The sequence below is a fragment of the Sphaerochaeta globosa str. Buddy genome, assembly GCF_000190435.1.
Taxonomy (GTDB): domain Bacteria; phylum Spirochaetota; class Spirochaetia; order Sphaerochaetales; family Sphaerochaetaceae; genus Sphaerochaeta; species Sphaerochaeta globosa.
In genome coordinates this window covers 816771-836527 of record NC_015152.1, presented here as the reverse complement: position 1 = coordinate 836527, position 19757 = coordinate 816771, and the positions used below count along the sequence as shown (strand labels likewise).

Annotated in this window: 21 protein-coding genes and 1 tRNA gene; 15 read left to right on the top strand and 7 right to left on the bottom strand. The window is 50.8% G+C overall.

The features are described from left to right. Positions 1–38 precede the first annotated feature (38 nt). Entirely contained in the window at positions 39–344 is a 306-nt protein-coding gene (locus SPIBUDDY_RS03965; protein WP_155816048.1) for a hypothetical protein, read from the top strand. Here SPIBUDDY_RS03965 and SPIBUDDY_RS03960 read toward each other — a convergent pair. Further along, positions 341–916 (bottom strand): hypothetical protein, encoded by a 576-nt coding sequence (locus SPIBUDDY_RS03960; protein ID WP_013606469.1) that lies wholly within the window; start codon positions 914–916, stop codon positions 341–343. The genes SPIBUDDY_RS03965 and SPIBUDDY_RS03960 overlap by 4 nt on opposite strands. A gap of 215 nt (positions 917–1131) precedes the next feature. Between SPIBUDDY_RS03960 and SPIBUDDY_RS03955 the strand changes: the two genes are divergently transcribed. After that, positions 1132–1205 (top strand) — tRNA-Arg (locus tag SPIBUDDY_RS03955). Positions 1206–1227: 22 nt separating this feature from the next. On the opposite strand, the gene SPIBUDDY_RS03950 is transcribed toward SPIBUDDY_RS03955, so the two are convergent. Then, complete coding sequence (locus tag SPIBUDDY_RS03950) at positions 1228–3363, bottom strand: beta-glucosidase (RefSeq protein ID WP_013606468.1); 2136 nt, start codon at positions 3361–3363, stop codon at positions 1228–1230. 73 nt (positions 3364–3436) lie between these two features. Here SPIBUDDY_RS03950 and SPIBUDDY_RS03945 point away from each other — a divergent pair, with 73 nt between their 5' ends. Genes SPIBUDDY_RS03945 through rpoN form a run of 6 tightly spaced genes read left to right on the top strand, consistent with a single transcriptional unit; the run spans position 3437 to position 7989 of the window. Continuing rightward, positions 3437–4237, top strand: a complete 801-nt coding sequence (locus SPIBUDDY_RS03945) for a TIGR00282 family metallophosphoesterase (RefSeq protein WP_013606467.1) — start codon at positions 3437–3439, stop codon at positions 4235–4237. A 2-nt stretch (positions 4238–4239) separates the two neighbouring features. Further along, on the top strand, positions 4240–4656 hold the full coding sequence (locus SPIBUDDY_RS03940; protein ID WP_013606466.1) for a SoxR reducing system RseC family protein: 417 nt from the start codon (positions 4240–4242) through the stop codon (positions 4654–4656). 37 nt (positions 4657–4693) lie between these two features. Then, on the top strand, positions 4694–5230 hold the full coding sequence (lptC, locus tag SPIBUDDY_RS03935) for an LPS export ABC transporter periplasmic protein LptC (protein ID WP_013606465.1): 537 nt from the start codon (positions 4694–4696) through the stop codon (positions 5228–5230). Continuing rightward, entirely contained in the window at positions 5227–5847 is a 621-nt protein-coding gene (locus SPIBUDDY_RS03930; protein ID WP_013606464.1) for a hypothetical protein, read from the top strand. The genes lptC and SPIBUDDY_RS03930 overlap by 4 nt, the downstream gene beginning before the upstream one ends. Next, on the top strand, positions 5840–6586 hold the full coding sequence (gene lptB, locus SPIBUDDY_RS03925; RefSeq protein ID WP_013606463.1) for an LPS export ABC transporter ATP-binding protein: 747 nt from the start codon (positions 5840–5842) through the stop codon (positions 6584–6586). Before SPIBUDDY_RS03930 ends, lptB begins: the two co-directional genes overlap by 8 nt. Beyond that, positions 6586–7989, top strand: a complete 1404-nt coding sequence (gene rpoN, locus SPIBUDDY_RS03920) for an RNA polymerase factor sigma-54 (RefSeq protein WP_013606462.1) — start codon at positions 6586–6588, stop codon at positions 7987–7989. Before lptB ends, rpoN begins: the two co-directional genes overlap by 1 nt. A gap of 53 nt (positions 7990–8042) precedes the next feature. On the opposite strand, the gene SPIBUDDY_RS03915 is transcribed toward rpoN, so the two are convergent. Then, positions 8043–8363: an HPF/RaiA family ribosome-associated protein gene (locus SPIBUDDY_RS03915; protein WP_245523807.1), complete on the bottom strand. Its 321-nt coding sequence runs from the start codon at positions 8361–8363 to the stop codon at positions 8043–8045. A gap of 230 nt (positions 8364–8593) precedes the next feature. Here SPIBUDDY_RS03915 and hprK point away from each other — a divergent pair, with 230 nt between their 5' ends. The 4 genes from hprK to holA are packed head-to-tail and all read left to right on the top strand — an operon-like array spanning position 8594 to position 11492. Next, a complete protein-coding gene (hprK, locus tag SPIBUDDY_RS03910; protein ID WP_013606460.1) occupies positions 8594–9577 on the top strand; it encodes an HPr(Ser) kinase/phosphatase in 984 nt (327 codons plus the stop codon). Beyond that, positions 9577–9840 carry an HPr family phosphocarrier protein gene (locus SPIBUDDY_RS03905; RefSeq protein ID WP_013606459.1) on the top strand — a complete coding sequence of 88 codons (264 nt, stop codon included), beginning with the start codon at positions 9577–9579 and terminating at the stop codon, positions 9838–9840. The genes hprK and SPIBUDDY_RS03905 overlap by 1 nt, the downstream gene beginning before the upstream one ends. A 3-nt stretch (positions 9841–9843) precedes the next feature. After that, positions 9844–10464, top strand: a complete 621-nt coding sequence (gene lexA, locus SPIBUDDY_RS03900) for a transcriptional repressor LexA (RefSeq protein WP_013606458.1) — start codon at positions 9844–9846, stop codon at positions 10462–10464. Further along, positions 10461–11492: a DNA polymerase III subunit delta gene (holA, locus tag SPIBUDDY_RS03895; protein ID WP_013606457.1), complete on the top strand. Its 1032-nt coding sequence runs from the start codon at positions 10461–10463 to the stop codon at positions 11490–11492. The genes lexA and holA overlap by 4 nt, the downstream gene beginning before the upstream one ends. On the opposite strand, the gene uvrC is transcribed toward holA, so the two are convergent. Next, positions 11489–13342, bottom strand: a complete 1854-nt coding sequence (gene uvrC, locus SPIBUDDY_RS03890; protein WP_013606456.1) for an excinuclease ABC subunit UvrC — start codon at positions 13340–13342, stop codon at positions 11489–11491. The genes holA and uvrC overlap by 4 nt on opposite strands. Positions 13343–13404: 62 nt before the next feature. Between uvrC and SPIBUDDY_RS03885 the strand changes: the two genes are divergently transcribed. After that, positions 13405–14655, top strand: coding sequence for an SPL family radical SAM protein (locus tag SPIBUDDY_RS03885; RefSeq protein WP_013606455.1), 1251 nt, complete (start codon positions 13405–13407; stop codon positions 14653–14655). Between the two features lie 84 nt (positions 14656–14739). Next, positions 14740–15636 carry a 2-oxo acid dehydrogenase subunit E2 gene (locus SPIBUDDY_RS03880; protein ID WP_013606454.1) on the top strand — a complete coding sequence of 299 codons (897 nt, stop codon included), beginning with the start codon at positions 14740–14742 and terminating at the stop codon, positions 15634–15636. Here SPIBUDDY_RS03880 and thyX read toward each other — a convergent pair. Next, positions 15629–16450 (bottom strand): FAD-dependent thymidylate synthase, encoded by an 822-nt coding sequence (gene thyX, locus SPIBUDDY_RS03875; RefSeq protein ID WP_013606453.1) that lies wholly within the window; start codon positions 16448–16450, stop codon positions 15629–15631. The genes SPIBUDDY_RS03880 and thyX overlap by 8 nt on opposite strands. 52 nt (positions 16451–16502) lie before the next feature. Continuing rightward, on the bottom strand, positions 16503–17222 hold the full coding sequence (locus tag SPIBUDDY_RS03870) for an RsmE family RNA methyltransferase (protein ID WP_013606452.1): 720 nt from the start codon (positions 17220–17222) through the stop codon (positions 16503–16505). 47 nt (positions 17223–17269) lie between these two features. On the opposite strand from SPIBUDDY_RS03870, the gene lplA reads away from it, so the two are divergent. Continuing rightward, on the top strand, positions 17270–18232 hold the full coding sequence (gene lplA / locus SPIBUDDY_RS03865; RefSeq protein ID WP_013606451.1) for a lipoate--protein ligase: 963 nt from the start codon (positions 17270–17272) through the stop codon (positions 18230–18232). Here lplA and malQ read toward each other — a convergent pair. Further along, complete coding sequence (gene malQ / locus SPIBUDDY_RS03860) at positions 18229–19743, bottom strand: 4-alpha-glucanotransferase (protein ID WP_013606450.1); 1515 nt, start codon at positions 19741–19743, stop codon at positions 18229–18231. The genes lplA and malQ overlap by 4 nt on opposite strands. Between the last annotated feature and the right edge of the window lie 14 nt (positions 19744–19757).

Below are 19757 nucleotides of genomic sequence, written 5' to 3'. Positions count from 1 at the left end.
GAGTGGAAAAAGAGCGGGGCATGGAGTATGCTACGCTCATGAATAATCAAGAATGGTATTCCCAGGTTATGCATTTCTGTCAATTGTCAGCACATTGCCGTCAGTGTCCCTTCTTCCTCTTGAACGGGATGGCCGAGCCCTTCGGCTCTTCGGAGCGTTCCTGTTTTGCAAGCAAGGAAGCCCTGGTTGCCTTGGAAACCTGGCTTGCACAAAGCCACGAGGAAGAAAGCCACGAAGAAATTGAACAGGATGACGACCATCAATGGTTGCGGGACTTATTGAAAGTGCAGTTTCATGAGGATGACGACGAAGACGAATTCTTTACTGATGAGCAGTTTATCTAGAGGACTTCAATACTGAGTTGGATGGCCGCAGAATACCATCCTGTTGCGTAGAGGTCGGGATCGAAATCGGGAATCTCGGCGAGAATCTCACCGGTTTCGTAGAGGATCGTCTCATTATTGGCATAGACACCACGCACTCCAAGGTCCTTTTGCATAGACTGGCTGCCTGAAATACTCACAGCCCTGGAAATATCACTGGTTACCCGTACGCTGAAGGGTATTACTGAAAGCTGGCCGTCCAGCAACGGTTCATTCTGATCCAGCATAAAAGCAAACTGATCCTGGTCGCCAAACTCGCCCGGACGGATGGCCATCCTGAATTGCGAAATGGCATTGTTGGAAACCAAGGTGTATGATCCTACCTGGACGATACTGTTCCGGCTATCTGCAAGGTTGAAATTCAAAGCGTTTTGGTTCTGCTCTACCCGAAAAATCTCTTGGACAGGCATCTGACCCCTGACTTCGATGTTGGTCAACGATAAGGGAGAAGCGAACAGGGTGGACACACCAAAGGAAAGTAACCCAAAAAGGAGCAATGCTCGCTGTCCTACTTTCTTCACTGTGTGTTTCATGGTAATCATTCCCTTATAGTTGAGAGTGTAATTAGAGAAGAAACAAGTGTCAAGAGTTGTCTATATTGATTTTCAATAGAGGACTATATCAATCAATAAAATGTTTATATATATTTATATTATATCATGTTATAAACTTTCTTTCTCCTGTCATAGGATTTCCCACATGTCCCCTTGACACGGCCAAGCCCTCTGCCGTACGATGACAGAGCTTTGGGCCCGTAGCTCAGCTGGATAGAGCGTCTCCCTCCGGAGGAGAAGGTCGTGAGTTCGAACCCCGCCGGGCTCAATTGAATAGGAAGTCATGGTTTTCATGGCTTCCTGTTTTTATATTCCACTACTGCCGTAAGCCGGATATCCCTGCTGCTCGACCCAAGCCGAAGTTCGTACTGCCCCTCGTCGGAAACAAACTTCCACGCATTCAAATCCCAACGCTCAAAAGCCTTTGCATCCACCATGAATTGTACTTCTTTCTCAGCATTTGGTTCCAGAAACACTTTTTGGTATCCCTTCAGTTCCTGGAAAGGACGGAAAATAACAGGCTCCAGAGCATGAACATAGAGCTGTACCACCTCAGAAGCAGGGAAACTGCCGGTATTGGTAACCGTCAACGAGAGTTGCCACTTACCTGGTGATAGCTCATCCACCATAAGATGCCCATAGCAGAAGGTACTATAGCTCAGCCCATGCCCGAAACAATACAAGGGTTCGGTGACTTCGGTATCAAATTGGCGATAGCCTACCATCAGAGCCTCGGTGTAGCACAGCTTCTCTACAGCTCGTACTGCCGGATCACCCTGCCCCTTCTTGAGTCTTGCAACGGTAACGGCCTCAAAATCCTTGGGGTAGGCACGCATCGAACGGTAGTCATGCACATGGCGGGCCTGGGTATAGGGCAGCTTCCCACTAGGACTCACCTCGCCCAGTAAAAGAGACTGGAGGGCTTGGGCAGTGCAGGAGCCAAGGAACGAAGTGGCAAGCATTGCCGCTACCCCATCCTGCCAACTCTCCATCTCCAACGCACAGCCGCTTTGCACCACCACTATCGTTCGCTTGTTCAGTTTAACAGCCATATCGATGGCTTTTCTGTCACTTTCACCGAGCGTCCAAGGTCGGTCGTACGCCTCACTCTCCTCGATATGGTCAAACCCCACCACCAGCACCACGGCATCACATGCACGTACTCGCTGTTTCTCCTTGGCATGGGCGTACCAACGTGCAGGAAGCAGCGTTGCCCCGCTGCCTTGCATTCTGTAAGCGAAAGTCTCCGGCTCTGATTCATGCTGAATCATCGAAGAACCACCACCTTGGGCTACCCTGAAGGCATTGCTCCCCCCAATGCAGAGCTTCATCGAGGCAGAGAGAGGAAGAGCCTGCCGTTCATTCTTCAGAAGCACCGGTGCCGCCAAGGCCGCCTTCAAAGCGATGGTTCGGCTCTCTGGGGACCCTACCTTGCAGCAAGGGTCCGCCATCGGTGCAGTAAACAATCCCGCCTTCTCATAGGAAGTAAGCAGATGAAGAACCTTTGCATCAAGGTCCTCTTCGACAACAACATTTCGTCTGAGGGCATCGAGCACCCGTTCTTTGGTAAAATATTTGGCTTGGGGCATTTCCAAGTCCACTCCGTGTTTCAATGCCCCATCGGTGCTGTACAACGAATTCCAGTCACTGACCACCAAACCATCGAAGCCCCACTCCCCCCTCAGAATACCCTCGATCAAATAGGGGTGTTCGCTGGTATAGGAGCCATTGACCTGATTGTAGCTGGTCATAATGCCCAGCGAGCCAGCTTCAATGGCTCGTTTGAATGCCGGCAGGTAGAGTTCCCTGAGACTTCGCTCATCCACTTCCGAATTGGACTTGTGCCGGTCATACTCACTGTTGTTGCACGCAAAGTGCTTGACGGTTGTAATCACCGGATACTGTTTCACACCAGCGATATAGTGCACAGCCATCTCGGAAGCAAGGTAGGGGTCTTCTCCGAAATACTCGAAGTTTCTCCCATTCACCGGAACCCGGGCAATATTCACTCCCGGTCCAAGAAGCACACCCACACCAAGGGCCCTGCACTCATACCCCATTACACTGCCCACCTGCTTGAGCAGCTCATTGTCAAAAGTGGCGGCAAGTGCAACGGAGGCAGGAAAATCGGTTACCGTTGCCTTCCACCCCCGTAAGCCGAGTGTGGCGTCACTGGTCCACACTGGTTTCAATCCAAGACGTTCAACACCGGGAATACAGAATTCTTCAAAGCCCGACAGCAGGGAGATTTTTTCCTCGAGGGTCATCTCTGCAACAAGGCGCTTCGCCACCGAACGCTCATCGCTTTCGCTCAAGAGCAAATGCATCGGTTCATGGTTCAAGGTATAGGACCTGCTTGCCAGCATTTCCACCATGCGTTTCTGGATAATCCGCTTGAAGGCTCTCTGAAACCAACGTACTGCCACTGCTTTCCCCCTAGGGATAATTGTAGCACGACAAGCCTTGCCTTCCCATGGAAAAACTCGGTACTGTAGGAACATGAGCATACGAGTACTCTTTTTAGGTGAAATTGTCGGCAGGGCGGGCATCAAGACAGTCAAGGATGCGCTTCGGCCCCTGCGACAGGAACGCGAGATAGATTTGGTAATCGCCAACGGTGAGGGGGCAACCAGCGGGTTCGGCTTGGGCCGGGCGCACAGCATGCAGCTGCTCAAACTGGGCATTGATGTAATCACCGGTGGTGAGAAAATGTATTATAAGTTGGACATGGTGGAGTTTATCACCAAGAACCCATCCATTCTGAGACCTGCAAACTATCCACAGCAGAATCCTGGACGGGGGGTTCGCTATCTGACGGTCAAGGACCAGAAAGTCTGTGTCATCAACATTCTGGGAAATGCCGATTTCCCCAGGACCCACCTCTCCAATGCCTTCAGCCTTGCCCAGATTTTGGTAGACAAGGCAAAAGAAGACCAAGCCATATCTTTGGTTCAGTTCCATGCTTCCCCGACTGCTGAAAAGCTGTCGATGGGCTTTATGCTCGATGGAAAAGCGAGTGCGGTAATCGGCACACACACCAAAGTCCTCAGCGCCGATGCGGCTATCCTAAAGGGTGGCACTGCCTATATCTCGGACAATGGCCGATGCGGAAGCCAGCTCAGCGTCGGAGGGTTTGATAGCAAAGTGGAAATAGAGAAGTACATCACCCAGATTCCCACCCGCAGTCAAGAGTGCTGGGATGACTTGGCTTTGGTCGGCGTTCTGGTGGATATAGCCGATGACGGCAAAGCCACTGCAATCGAAACCATACGAATCCCGGTAGAGGGTAAGGAGGAATAAGCATGTATGAGATTGTAACCGTAACTAAAATTCTTTCACCAGATATACTGGAAGTCTCCTGTACCAGTTCAGCCTGCAATGGCTGCAAGGGAGAAGCTTTCTGCAATACCAAGGGCAAGCGATTTGAAGCATGGAACAAAAATGAGCTGTCTGTACAGTCAGGCCAATCAATCCAGATTTATCTCAAACCCTCAAGAACCATTATCGGGACGCTCATCACACTCATAGCTCCCCTCGCCCTGTTTCCTATCGGGTACTACCTTGCCCAGATGCTGAATTTCTCGGAAGGAAGTTCTTTCCTTTTGGCACTGTCTTTCATAGGTCTGGGATTTGTCGGTGTCTGGCTGTATTTCAGACGTTCACAAAAGCAATACCTGCCGGTAGTGGAACGAATCCTCTCAGAAGAGAGCCAAGATTGAGATTGCCCAAAGCCGATAGCGCTTGTATACTCACTGTATGAGCAAAAAGCTTCTTGGCATGGTTCTTGCATCCTTATTCTTTGTTGCCTGTTCACTCTCCCCCGAGCAGGCCGCATTGGTGCGCTCGGTGGAACTGCCGGACCTTGTCTTGACCAACGCAACCTACGTTCTTGACAGAGGAGAAGATACTCCCCTCACGGTCGTTGCGGGCCAGATTGCCCTCTACGACCAGTCCCATACAGGGGTTGTCTCCGACCTGACATTTTCTCAGAAGGATGCTCAAGGAACTCTTGTGTTGCAAGGCTCTGCCGATGCAGCAACCGTTGACTTGCAGAGCTACGATGCACAGTTGCAAGGAGCGGTGAGCGTCGAGAAAATCGACCAGAACTTCCTCATCGAGGCTGAACATCTGCGATGGCTCCACGACTCAGAAATGCTGGTCAGTGAAGAGCAAACAGAAGTCACGGTCACCTACGAGGGAAACAAACGCGTGCGGGGCATCGGGCTTAGGGCGGATCTTGCTACTTCCATCGTTACCTTCGAGCAGGTACTTGAGGGGGTGGTGCTCCTATGAAGCGACTATGCCTTTTGATGTGCGTCCTATCGGTGTGTTCCCTGCTTTTTGCGAATGAGATCAGCTTTTCCGGCGGGAGCACCCGCATGAGCATGCAACAGGGTTTCCAAACCATCACACTCGGCGGCGGTGCCCAGATCAAAAGCGGCTCGATCGAACTCAAAGCCGACCAAATCGTTCTCTCAGGCAGCGACTTTCGCTATGTCACCTGCACCAAGGCTGTCAGACTCATCGACAACGAGCGTGGCATTCAGGTTTTGGCTCAGAATCTGTTCTATGACAGGGAGGAGGAGTTAATCCTCATTGATGGCTTTGTGGAGTTGGATGACAGCATCAACCAGGTCCATGCCACGGCTTTCGTCCTGCAGTTCGCCCTACAGAAGGGGGAAGTACTCCTGCAGGTGGAAGTCCGTCTCTTTAAACATACCGACAGCGGGGCCATGGTCTGCAAATCCGATGCACTGCGCTTTGACCGCGTCGGGCAGGAACTTGAACTCAAAGGCAAGGCAACCATCGACTGGTCCGGTGACCGATATGAAGCAGAACGCATCACGGTGGACCTCGAGACTGAGGAGATTTCCATGGATGGCGCCATTAAGGGGGTCATTAATGGCTGAACTCTTCACCAGCGTCCTGGAAGTACGAAACCTTGCTAAAGCCTATGGGAAAAAGGAAGTTGTCAAGGATGTTTCCTTCTCAATGCAATCCGGCCAAATCATCGGCCTTCTCGGTCCCAATGGAGCAGGAAAAACGACAACCTTCTATATGATTGTTGGATTTTTGAAGGCAAAGATGGGAACCATCCTCCTTAATGGGGAGGATATTACCGAATTGCCGATGTATCAGCGATCCAAGCGGGGGCTCTCCTACCTGCCGCAAGAACCTTCGATATTCCGCAAGCTCAGCGTGGAGGACAACATCCGTCTGGTTGCCCAAACTCGACGAGATCTTTCCCATGCGCAACAGGAAGATCGTGTCAATGAACTGCTTAGTGAATTCGGTATCGATCAAGTGCGAAAACAAAAGGGATACACCCTAAGCGGGGGGGAGCGTCGGAGAACTGAAATCGCCCGTGCATTGGCTTCCAATCCCCAGTTCCTCCTGCTGGACGAACCCTTTGCCGGTATCGATCCGAAAGCAGTGTATGAGATCAAGGCCATCATCAGAATTCTTGCAGCTCGGGGCATCGGGGTACTGCTTACCGACCACAATGTACGCGATACCCTTTCAATAACCAGCTGCAGCTATATTATCAACGCTGGCACCATTCTTGTGTCGGGAGGCCGTGAAGAATTGCTTTCCAACCAAATCGCACGAGATATCTACTTTGGACAAGAATTTGGGGAGGAATCTTGATGGAACTTTCACCAAACCTTTCGCTCTCCCAGAAACAGCAACTCAAACTCAGCCCCCAACTGCTCCAATCATTCGAGCTGATGGCCCTACCCTTGGCTGAACTGCAACAGAAAATCAAGAGCGAAATAGAATCGAACCCAGCACTCGAGTTGCCTTCCAGCTGGGAAGTCTCATATGAACGCTTTGCGCAGCAAAAGCAGAAAAAGGAGTCCAGCGGCAGCGACGACACCTATTCCGACTCTTCCAGCTACGGCAGCGATTATGGCGGATACGACAATGAAGCAAGTGATCGCCAGCAGATGTTCATGGAAAATGCCCTCTCTGAAGAGGAAACCTTGCAGGAACACCTACTCAGTCAATTGGGCTGTGAATCACTCACCGATGAGGAGTACACCGTAGGCGAAATCCTGATCACCAATATTGATTCCAACGGATTCTTCATTGAAGACCCATCGGATTTTTTAACCTCAGCGCAAGCGGTACATCTGCAAAAGCTTTTGAAAATCATTCATCAGTTTGAGCCGGCAGGCGTTGGAGTGAAGGATTGGAGACAATCGCTCATTCTGCAAGCTACGCTCAAAGGGCTGAAGGATGCAGATATGGAGCATTTCAAGGCATTGGTCAATGACAACCTTGAATTGATGCGTGCGAACAAGCAGAGTCAAGTGGCGAAGAATTTGGGTATCGATGAAGAAGAGCTCGATGCCCTGTACTCTTTCCTAAAAACCCTAACACCGTTTCCCGGCCAAGGGTTTGCCAGTGGACCGCAGCAGTTTGTAATCCCCGACCTCAGCATCAAGGCTGAGGATGGGGAACTGGTGCTGAGCATGAACAACTCATCACTTCCCGACCTCAGGGTCAATACGGAGTTTGAGTCATTGGCAGAGGATTTGGGCAACACCGATGAGGCAAAAAAAGCACAGCAATACATTCAAAACCAACTCAAGAGCGCCAATTCTCTGATTTTTCAAATTCAGGTTCGCAACCAGACATTATATCGTTTGGCCCAAGTGTTGCTGACTTGGCAGCAGGATTTCTTCCTCTTCGGTCCTCAATATATAAAGCCGTTGACGCAAAAAGAAGTTGCTGCACAGATTGGAGTGCACGAGACGACGGTAAGCAGAATTTCTACCGCTAAATGGATTGATACCGACTGGGGCATCATCCCCGTCAAGAAACTGTTCAGCAACGCGGTAGGGGAAGAAGGTGCGGAGCTGTCCAAACAGGCAGCAAAGGAAACCATCCGCCAAATACTTGAGGAGCATCAGGGAGAAAAGGCTCTTTCAGACCAGAAGATCTCGGACATTCTCAAGGAACGGGGCATTTCGGTGGCACGTCGGACCGTTGCCAAGTATCGCAATGAACTGAATATCGATCCCTCGTTCATCAGAGGGACCAACTAAGACTGAAGGGGCGCTTTCGCGCCCCTTCCCTATTCAATGATTGATACATCGTTCTAATGTTCCTTGATTTTGCTTTTCTCCTTTCGAGCTGTGGCCTCGATCTTGTCTGTCAACAATTCGATTCCCTCATACAGCTCGTAGCAATCATAGCTGACCATCTTGATGGTACCCCAAGAGAAATGGAGCTTTGCGTCCAAATGGAACCCTTGACCTTCTGTTTCTCGTGTCATCACGATGTCCAGATCATGCAGGTACCCTTCGGCAAATAGCAGCTTTTGGAGTTTCTTGTCCAAAAACGCACGGGTCTCATCACTTGGGTTGTAACGGATGCCTCTGACAGTCAAATTCATAAGCCCTCCTTTGACTATGGTCATACTCTAAGGATAAGGCTTGGCAGACCAATCGTCAATGGACAAATGTAACGAACAAAGCTACTCTTGAATTACCAAATTTTATCTATATTTATTATAAGTAGTTAATTATTTCTGGAAGAGCTATTTAAATCCTAGTATATTACTACCTCCCTCCTTTTGCACTTGCGAAAGAGCATCAACAATTGTATAGTAAATGCGTACTTGTACAAGGTACGGATGAGGAGTACGGCATGCCTGATTTTACCGTTCTGGACCTATTGGATCTGGACTTGAAAGAACATAACCACCTACGGCTCAGCTGCATGGCTGGCAGGACCGGCCTTTCCAAGAAAATCACCACAAGTAAGATAAGCCGGCCCGGTCTGCCTCTTTCAGGATTCTTTGAGGAGTTCAGCAACAACTCCATCCAAGTATTCGGCCGAGGAGAACAGGTATATTTGGAAAAACTGGAGAGTGAGTTGCACTTTGAGAGTGTGGAAAAGCTTTTCAGCTATGATATTCCCTGCTGCGTATTTTGTGATGACGGACATCCCAGCGCCAAAATCATCGAACTTGCAGAAGAGACCGGTACGGCAATCCTGAAGACAAATCTCATCTCATCAGACTTTTCAAGACGCCTGTACCAGACCCTCGACGAGGTTTTTGCCCCGACCCAAACCATTCACGGGGTGTTTGTTGAGGTCTACGGCATAGGGGTCCTCATTACCGGTGAAAGCGGAGTCGGCAAAAGCGAGACCGCCTTGGAACTTATTGAACGTGGACACCGACTCATCAGCGATGATACGGTAAAACTGCGAAACATCAGTGACAACTACCTCATCGGTATGGGAGAGAATCCTCTGCTCGCCCACCATATGGAAATACGGGGACTGGGTATCATCAATCTTGCCAATCTCTATGGTGTCGGGGCAATCCGCGACCGCAAGCAGGTCCAGCTAGCCATTCACCTTGAACCATGGGATGCAAAGAAGAACTACGACCGGGTCGGAGAGGCTACGCTTGAGGATACCTATCTGGGAATTTCCATTCCCAAGGTGGAAATTCCTGTGAAGCCGGGAAGAAACATTCCGGTCATTATTGAAACTGCAGCACGAAACGAGCGACTGAAAAAGCTCGGGTATTACTCTGCCAAGGAATTCGACCAAAGTGTTCTCAAATGGCTGGAGAGTGAATCAGCACGCAAGATGTATTATATCAATGAGGAGACATTTTGATGGTCACCAGGGAACTAAAGGTCTTCAACAGGGCAGGCATCCATGCCAGGCCCGCTGCATCGATTGTCAAGTTGGCAAATAAATATGCTAGCGAGCTTTACCTGGAGAAGGAAAATATGAAAATCAATGGGAAGTCCATCATGGGCATCATCACCCTGGGGGCAACTCATCAGAGTACCATCGTCATGACCTGTGAAGGTCCGGATGAACAGCAAATGGCCGATGCCATACAGACGCTGTTCGAGAACAGGTTTGAGGAGTAAGAGATGCGCGAGCTAACCGAACGGCAGAAGGATGTTGCTACATTCATCAGCACATTCATCAAACAGAATAATTACGCCCCGTCCGTCAGGGATATCGCCGACCACTTCAAATTCTCGGTCAAGGCAGCCCACGACCATCTGAAGGCTCTTGAGGCTAAACAAGTCATCAAGACCACCGGTGGGATTTCCCGCTCGATCGAGGTCATCGGTCAGGAGTTCTTTCCCCGGGAGGAGATGATTCAAGTTCCCCTCATCGGCTCCATTGCAGCCGGAAAGCCGCTGATGAGCGAGGAGAATACCGAGTATGTGCTCAGCTTGCCTGCAACCATGCTCAGGAACACCCGCAATACCTATTTTGCCTTGAAAGTCCGCGGCGAGAGCATGATAGATGAAGGTATTTTCGATGGTGATATAGCCATTATCAAGAAGTGCGAAGTTGCCGAAACGGGAGAAATCATTGCTGCAACGGTAGGAGAGGACGAACCGGGCATTACGCTCAAGGGCTACTATCCTTCAAACGGCTATATTGAGTTGCGGCCGGCCAATGCATCCATGGGGCCGATCATCACCCGCTCCTGCAAGATTCACGGCAAGCTTCACTTGTTGATCCGTACGTACGCATGAGTGAACGGGCTTACCTACTCCTCGGCCCTGAGGCCGGGGCAAAAGAACAAGAACTGAAGGATATCCGCACCCGCCTCAGAACCGAGTACGGCAATGAAATCGAGCTCTCCCGCTTCTACCCTTTCGAGACGGAGAATGGGGAGATTTTTACCGTCCTGAACAACAACTCGCTGTTCAGTGACTATCGCTTAGTCATGCTCAGCCAAGCCGACAGTATGAGTTCTTCCCTTGTCCAGGCTCTTGCTGACTATTTGGCACATCCGGTTGATACAGCTACCTTGGTCATTCTCTCCAGCGAACTATCGGTATCGCAAAAAATCATGAAATTGGTGCCAAAGCAGAACACCAAAATTTTCTACGACCTCCTGGAAACCCAGAAAGCGGATTGGATTCGCAATCATTTCCGACGTATGGGGCTTTCGATCACCGCTGACGCAGTAGACTTGTTGATGGACATGACCGAAGACAATACCCAGGAATTGAGGACCATATGCAATCAGCTGGGACTCTTTTGGCAGATCGGGGAGAAAGGTCGTCCAATTAGTGACGAGGATGTACAGACGTATATCCATCACAGCCGCCAGGAGGATGCTTTCACTCTTTTCCCCCTCATTGCCCGTTGCGACTTGAAACAGAGCCTGAAATCTCTCTCGGCCATGCTAGGAAGCGGGGACAGCCAAACACCGATACTTCTCGTCAGTGGCTTGCTTTGGCAATTCAGGCGCCTGCTTTCCATCGCAGAGGAGCTAAGCCTCGGCAGCTCTGAGTCAGAGGCCTTTTCCAAGGCGAATGTACAGGGCAAAGTATCCGCCATTCGCAAGCCCAAGGATAGAACCACCTACCATGACGCCACCTTGGCCTACGACCTTGCCTCGATCCGCCTGATCATCACAGCCTTGGCCGAGGCAGATATCCAAGTCAAGGAAGCAAGCAGTGAGCTCACTCCCTTGGTTCTGGAACGGCTGCTCTATCGCATTATCAAGGGTAAGGGGAAAGCACTCAGCCAGGCGACGTTTGCCTCGTTTTAGAGCGTAAGCTGCTTGAGTAGCCGCTGGGCAACCGGCAGGGGAAGCGAGGTTTCCTTTGCCAGTTCCTCGGCAGTCTTTGCAAGCAAAGCCTCCAAGCTTCCGTACTGTTTCATCAGCTGCTCGCTGCGCTTCTTCCCGATGCCCTGTACCGATTCCAGGACGCGGAAGGAGGCTTCCTTGCTGCGTGCGGCCTGATTGGCACTGGTGGCAAATCGGTGACATTCATCCCGCACTGCCATTACCAGGCGCAGGGCCTCATGGTCCTCGGGAAGCTGCAGATCCTTTCGCTCGTCATCGAACACGATGGTCTCATTTTCTTTGGCAAGACCGATGATGGGAATTTCAAACATTCCCAAATCGTCCAAGACCTGACGTGCCGCATTGACCTGCCCCAAACCGCCATCGATGATCAGAAGGTCGGGACGCTCCAAATTCTCATTGAGAATCTTGGTGTATCTGCGGGCAACCGCCTCCCTGATGGATTCGTAATCGTCAATCTTCCCTTCCAGGCTCTTGATGTTGTACCTGCGATAGTTCGGCTTGTCAGGATTGCCATCGCGGAAGGATATGAGGGAGGCGACGGTATACTTGCCCGCAAGTTGAGCAATGTCAAAGCCTTCGATCAATGAGGGAGGGGATGTCAATCCCAAGACCTCGGCCAGATCATCCAAGGCTTTGGTATTATCCCTGCTCTTCAGGCGTTTCTCTACATCCCTGATGGCATTCTCCCTGGCCATTCTCAAAATACGGAAGTGCTTTCCATCCAAAGGAAGAGAAACTTCCAGCCTTCCGCCCAGTTGTTCAAAAAAGTATCGCCTGATGAGATTCACATCAATCTCGTGGGAGACATACAGGAACTGCGGCAATTTCAGGCCATCGGCATAATATTGCACCAAGAAGTTGAGCAGCGTCTCTGTCTCATCACCGAAGGTTTCGGCACGGTACAATGCCCGTCCGATCAGCTGGCCGCTGCGCATCTGCATGAGACTGATCGTGCACAACGGATATCGCATCTCAATTGCAGCATAATCGCGGCTCTCTTGGGAGAAGTCTTGGACCTGCTGGCCTGACTCAATCGCCTTGATGGCAGCAATCTGATCACGCTTTATCACTGCCTCCTCGAAATTCAGGGCCTTGCTCGCATGTTGCATCTCTTCTTCCAAGCGTGCAATGAGGGCATCGGTTTTCCCTTCCAACAGGTTCTTAACTGCGGTAATGGATTTGTTGTACTCTTCCACGGTTACCAAGCCTGCACAAGGGCCCAGACACAAACCGATATGGTAATACAGGCAAGGCTTGTCCCTCTTTTTCAGCGGAGTCCCGCAGCGTCTGAGGGGAAAGAGCTTGGCGATCAGGTCAAGGTAGAGCTCGAGTTTGCCTGCATCGGGATACGGCCCGTAGTAGGTTGATCCATCGTCGATGAATCGTCTGGTTTTGAATACCTTGGGAAACGGTTCGTTGGTGATGCGGATGATCGGATAGCTTTTACCATCCTTGAGCGAGATATTGTACCGCGGGGAGTACTTCTTGATCAGGTTGTTTTCGAGAACCAGGGCCTCGTACTCGTTTCCTGTAATAATATGGTCGATACGTGCAATTTTCGAAACCAATGCAGCTGTCTTGGGACTTCTATTGGCAAGGAAGTAGCTGGTGACACGCTTACGCAGGTCTTTGGCTTTGCCTACATAAATGATGGTGTCCTTGCTATCCTTCATCAGATAGACACCGCTTTGGTGTGGCAGTTCCTTGGCCTGCTTGGAGGGTTCCAGCCCCTCGGCAACAATACTTCCGAAATTCTCAATTTCGGACTCACTGTGGTAGACTGTCTGCTCTTCTGGTTTCTTCTTCATACGAGTATGAGCATAGCCAGCTCCCCTTGTTTTGGCAATCCACACCCGCTACAATACCTGCCATGAATCATCCCCTTTTTGCCACGCTTCCATTATCCGAGCAACACTACCTTTCAGACCTACAAAGCCGGTATCATTTCACCTTCCAGCAGCAACGCCAGCTAGTTGAAAACTGCGCCGACTTGGCCATGTGGAAGCTTGGGCCGCTGGAGCGTTGGATCGATGAGGGAGCTTGCGATCATCTCAGTGACAAGCAACGCACAAATGCCTTGCTCGCAAACCATCAAAACAGGATGCAGACAGAGCGGGCAAAGCCCACGTCCTACCAGGATTTCTTCCCCCTACAACGGTTGCCGGACAAATACAAAAGCCTCTTTGTCTCCTCAAGCACCCTGATGGGCCGCTGTCCCTGTCCGGTAGAGGGAGAGAAAACTCGTTGCTGCAACCTCAAGACCCTCGATGTCGTACAGCAATGTGCATACGGCTGCAGCTACTGCTCCATCCAATCGTTCTACAACAGCCACGAGATCAAGGTAGTTCAAAACCTGAAGCAGAGGTTGGGCGAGTTGGTTTTGGATGAGGATTGCTGGCATATAGGGACCGGGCAGAGCAGCGATTCACTTCTTTGGGGAAACGACTACGGCACACTCGAAGCGTTGGCAATCCTTGCCAGGCGCTATCCCTCCTTGATCATCGAGCTGAAGACCAAGAGCCACCGCAGCGACTATTTACAGCTCGAGATACCAAGCAATATCATCTCGACTTGGTCGCTCAATGCTGTGACCATCATCGAGAAGGAGGAACACCTCACCTCTACACTAAAGCAACGCCTGGAGGCTGCAAAGCGTGCACGCGACAAGGGAAGGATCATCGGCTTCCACCTGCATCCAATGGTTTACTTTGAAGGCTGGCAGGAAGAGTATGGCGCTTTGATCGAGCAAGTGGTCGCTTCCTTCCGGCCCGAAGAGCTGATGATGTTCTCCCTGGGTACGCTTACCTTTACCAAGGCTGTACTGCGCAGTCTGCGCACCGGCTTGCTTGAGACACGGGTGACTGACATGGACCTTACCTTGAGTGCCGGCAAGTACTCCTATCCGTTGGAGATCAAACAACAGATGTTCAGCTTCGCCTATAATCAGTTCCCCGACTCATGGAAGCAAGGCTCTCCCTTTTTCTATCTGTGTATGGAAGACCCTAGCTTGTGGGAGCCGACGTTCGGCTTCAGTCATGCAAATGACAAAACATTTGAGCTTGCCATGAAGGCTTCCTACCAACATTGCCTGACTCAGCATGCCATCCATGCAAATGTCTGATAGGATTTGCATTTGTCCTTGAGCCTACAGCATAAGGGTAGTACACTCAAACCCGACAAATAACCCAATTTGTTGGAGATGGTAATGAATAAACGCAACGATGCCGTGCGGGTGCATGATGTGCCCGCCTATAAACAACTGTTCCCTTTCATCATGCCCAAGCGCTCAGAGGCGTTGGTCTATCAGAATATGGTGCTCGACTTGACTCAGACGGTGCAGTTCGTCAAGCAAAACAAAGCAAGCGATGGTCGCTCATACCGGATTTTTGAGGTGTTTCTTGCAGCAATCCTTCGCACCATCGCTCTGAGGCCTGAACTCAATCGGTTTGTGGCCAATTATCGGTATTGGCAACGCAACGAGCTTTCGCTGAACTTTGTGGTGAAGGAGTCGTATAGCGATGAGGCTCCCGAGCACAGCATGCCCTTAACCTTTCGCGCCGATATGACCCTTGATGAGATTGCAGCCATCATCAACAACGCAATCATTGAGCAACGGGAAATTGCTTCAACAAACTTCACCGATAAAGCCATCCTGTTTTTCCTCAAGTTCCCCCGCCCTATTATCCGCCTTTTGGTATCGACGGCACGGCGACTCGACATCCACGGCAAAGCACCAAAAGCCTTGCGAGAAGCCGACGGCCTGCATACCAGCCTGTTTGTCAGCAATATGGGTAGTATCGGGCTTGGCGGAGGAAGTCCTCACCACCATCTCTACGAGTGGGGAACAACCAGCATTTTTGTGACTATGGGAGTTTTGAAGCGAGTCAGACATACAGAAAATGGCAGGACCGTAAGCCGTGATACCATGGAGGTGGGGTTCACCGTCGATGAACGGGTCACCGACGGTTTTTATTTCACCAAGTCGATCAAGCTATTCCAGGAATTGCTTTCCGACCCTTCCCAGCTGATGCAAAAGCCTGCACTTCCTCCACCTCCCCTCAGCAAGGCAGAGTACAAGCAAAAATTGAAAGCTCTTAGCTGAGTTTCTGCTCAAAGAGCTCAAGGGCCCGTCCCTTCAGGGGATTATCCTCACCCTTGAGCATGCTTTTCATCGCATCCAGTTCGCTCTGGCTGAACGTTTTTGCCCCCAACTTGTGCTCTTCGAAGGCTTCGGTTGCCATGGGGCATACCAAACGCACCATATCCAGGATTGTCTGGGCATAGACTCTGATTTCATACTGGGCGTGGCTGTCGAGCCTGAGTTGGAGGAAGTGGAAAAGGTTGTGCAGGTCCATCTGCCAGTACCACTCGGTATACAGGCTCAGCGGCAGATCAACCCGTGCAAGCTCGCGGGCGATGCCGAGGTCGAGCAACTTCTGGTAGGTCTCGTAGCTTCGCTTCTGATCTTCACTGAGCAAGGCAAGCACTTCAGCGGCCAATGCATCAGAGACTGCCTCATCGGTACGTCCCTGCTTGTTGTCCTCACTTTGGAAGTTGATGTGCTCCTTGTCCGGCAGATAACACTCGTCGCTCATGACGCTGTAGCGGCCGCTGATCTCATTCACCCTTCCGGTTCGGTGACGGATCCACTGCCGAGCTACAAAAATGGGCATTTTCACATGAAAGGTGAAGTTTACCTGTTCAAAGGGAGAGGTATGGTCGTTGCGTAGAAGGTAGCTGATAAGACCTTTGTCCTGGCGGTAGGTTTTTGTTCCACTGCCATAGGAGACGCGTGCACTTTGCACGATTCGTTCATCACTTCCCAAATAGTCGACAAGTCGGACAAATCCATGGTCGAGAACGGGAAACTCCTTGTCCAGAATCTCTTCAGCTGCTGCTACGATGCAATGCGCCATGTCACTCTCTCCTTAACTATGCAAGTTTGTGTATTATGCCTGCTCATTCCATCTAGAGCAAGCCCATCCGACCAAGCAGGACGGCAAGGCCGGCACTACAGGCAGTTTCGGTGCGGAGGATTCTGCTCCCAAGGCTGGCAAATGAGAAGCCGTTCAAGTCGAACAGGGTGCGCTCGTTATCTGTGAAACCCCGCTCGCCGCCGATGGCTAGTACAACCGAGGAGGCGTGTAGTGCATACCGGGCAAGGCTGGTGCTCTCACGTACATTATCCAGGACAATGCGCTGGCTGTCCTGTTCAAGCAAATGCATGGCCGATGCAACCGAAGGTGCAAATTGCACCGCGCTTACTCCACACTTTCCACTCTGCATAGCTCCGTCCAGCAAAATGGAATGATATTCTCCGCTTGTGTAGAGAGTTGCCTGGGCGTAAGATTTTTCCCCGGTTTCCGTCGTACAGAGGATGATCCTTTCCACCCCAAGACTTACCGATTCTCGCAAAATCCTGCGCATGCAGATGGGCCTCACCTGGGAGACCAGCAGGGTCACCGGATACAGCTTTGCACTCTCGGTTTCTTCCAACACGAACCTGAAGGTAATGCGTTCCTTCTCAAGAGCGGTAAGCGTCGCCGTTCCCTTGCCTACGTTGATGATGCCGGCTTGGAAGCTTTCACCTTCCTTGAGCCTGAGGATTTTGCAGATATGTTGAGCCCGAGGATCCTGCATGGGAAGTTCATTCTGTGCAGAAAGGGCCTCAAAAAGGATAATATTCATGTAAGTAAGTATAGCATAGTGGTTGGTTTCGAAGGTAGAGTAAGGATATGAAGAATGCAATATACCTTGCTACATCGCACGACTGTGCAGCAAATCTGGCAGGGGAAGCATATCTGCTTACCCTTGCATTCGACCACATCCTCTTTTTGTGGGTGAACGATCCTTGCATCGTCATCGGGAGGTATCAGAATCCATTTGCCGAATGCAACCTGAAGAACATGGAACACATGCAGGTTCAGCTGGTTCGCCGACAAAGCGGCGGGGGGGCTGTATATCACGACCAAGGGAATCTCTGCTTCACCCTCATCGGGAACAAGGAGACTGCCACCAAGGAAGAAAATTTCTCCTTGGTGCTCAAAGCCCTCGCATCCCTCGGCCTTAGCTGCGAACTTTCGGGACGCAACGACATACTGCTTGATGGGAAAAAAATCTCGGGCAATGCGTTCCAGACCACCCCTACAAAGTTCTGTCACCATGGGACACTTCTGGTCAGCAGCGATCTGTCGGTAATGAGCAACTATCTTACTCCCAGTTCGACCAAGCTCGCCTCCAAAGCGGTAAAATCCGTCTCCTCGAGGGTGGGAAACCTGAAGGAAGGACGAGAGGACATTACCAATGAGATGGTCCAGCAGGCCCTTATCGATGCCTTCATTGCCGAGTACGGCCAGACTGAGGTTACACCGATAGACTGTGTCACCCTCGCTGAAGCGCAGGCAAACTATAGACGATTTGGGGATTTGTCGGTCATTTTGGAAAAAACTCCTCAGTTCACCCACTCTTTCACGCATCGGTTCGAATGGGGTGAGGCAACCTTGCATCTGCAGGTGGAGAAAGGAGTCATCAGTGAGGTGAGAATGTTCACTGATGCTTTGGATACCTCAATCGTTGGTAGGGCGACTCAGGTATTGACCGGCTTACCCTATGACCACAATGCATTGACGGAACTTGCCCGAAAAAGCGAGCAGGCCGATCTTGCCAGCCTGCTCATGCATGTAGTCACCCTGCTCTAACGTCCGCTGAGTTCAATCAACGAGCGCAGGCGGTCGATTCGCCAAGGCTCTACATTCAGGCTCCTGGCTCTCCAGCTCCAGTTGCTCTGGCCGCAGGTCGAGGGGATGTTCATTCTCCCTTCGGCTCCGAGTTCAAGCCAGTCCTGCATCGGCAGGATAGCATCCTTTGAGCAACTGAGCAGCATTTGCCTGATCAGTTGCCAAACCACCTGCTCATCGGGACATTCGAGGTACCGTCGGAGTACGTCCTTGCTTGCACCATCCAAGGCTTCATACCAGCCGCGGGTGGTGTTGTTGTCATGCGTTCCGGTGTAGATGACGCTGTTGTATATACAGTTGTGAGGAAGGTATGCGTTTGATGCATCCAATGTTCCGTCTTTCACATTGAAGGCAAACTGGAGAATTTTCATGCCCGGGAAGTTGTTGGAATCCCTAAGCTCCTCCACATCCTCGGTTATTACCCCCAAATCCTCTGCAATGATGGGAAGTTGCGCCCCCAGTTTTTGGGTCAGTGCTTCAAACAGCTGCTTTCCCGGTGCTTCAACCCAGCTGCCGTTCATTGCAGTCTTCTCTCCCTGCGGGACTTCCCAGTAGGCGGCAAAGCCACGGAAGTGGTCGATACGTACGATGTCACAAGCTTCCAAGGTTTTCTGAATTCTCTTGATCCACCAGGCAAAGCCTTCCTTTTGGTGGGCTTTCCAGTCATAGACTGGATTACCCCACAGTTGGCCGTCATCCGAGAAGGCATCGGGTGGCACACCGCTGGAAACGGTTTGCCTACCATTTTCGTCCATTTTCAATAGGTGTCTGTTCGCCCAAGCATCGACACTGTCTGGTGCAACGAATATGGGAATGTCCCCGATGATTTGGATGCCATGGGTGTTGGCGTATGTTTTTACTTTTTGCCACTGGGTGAAGAAAAAGTATTGTTGAACCATAATTAGCTCAATTTGGGAATGGAACTCTTTTTGAGCCTTCTTCAAGGCTGCAGTTTTTCTAAGTCGGAGTTCCTCAGGCCAGATTTCAAACCAGCGGGAGTCGTTATAGTGCTTACAGAGCACCTGATAGAGGGCATAGTCATCCAACCACCAGGCATTCTCAGCAACAAAGCTCTGATAAGCTGCCTGTTCATCGGGTTCTGCATCCTTGAGAAACTGTTGAGCTGCTTTTTCAAGCAGGGGTTCCTTGTAGAAACGCACCATGCCGTAATCGACTCGATCGGAAGGGAACGCAGGGGTGAAGAGTACATCCTCGACATCCAGATATCCGTCATAGGCAAGGCTCTTAAGATCGATAAGCAGTTCATTGCCTGCAAAGGAAGAGCGGGCTGCGTAGGGGCTGTCACCGTAGCCGGTAGGCCCCAAGGGAAGGATTTGCCATAGGCGTACCGATGTTTTTTTTAAGAGGTCAAGAAATTGGAAAGCTTCATCGCCAAGCGAGCCGATTCCGTGTTTTGAGGGTAATGAGGTGGGGTGCATAAGCACTCCGCAACGTCGTATGTTGTATTTCATGCTTCAACTATACT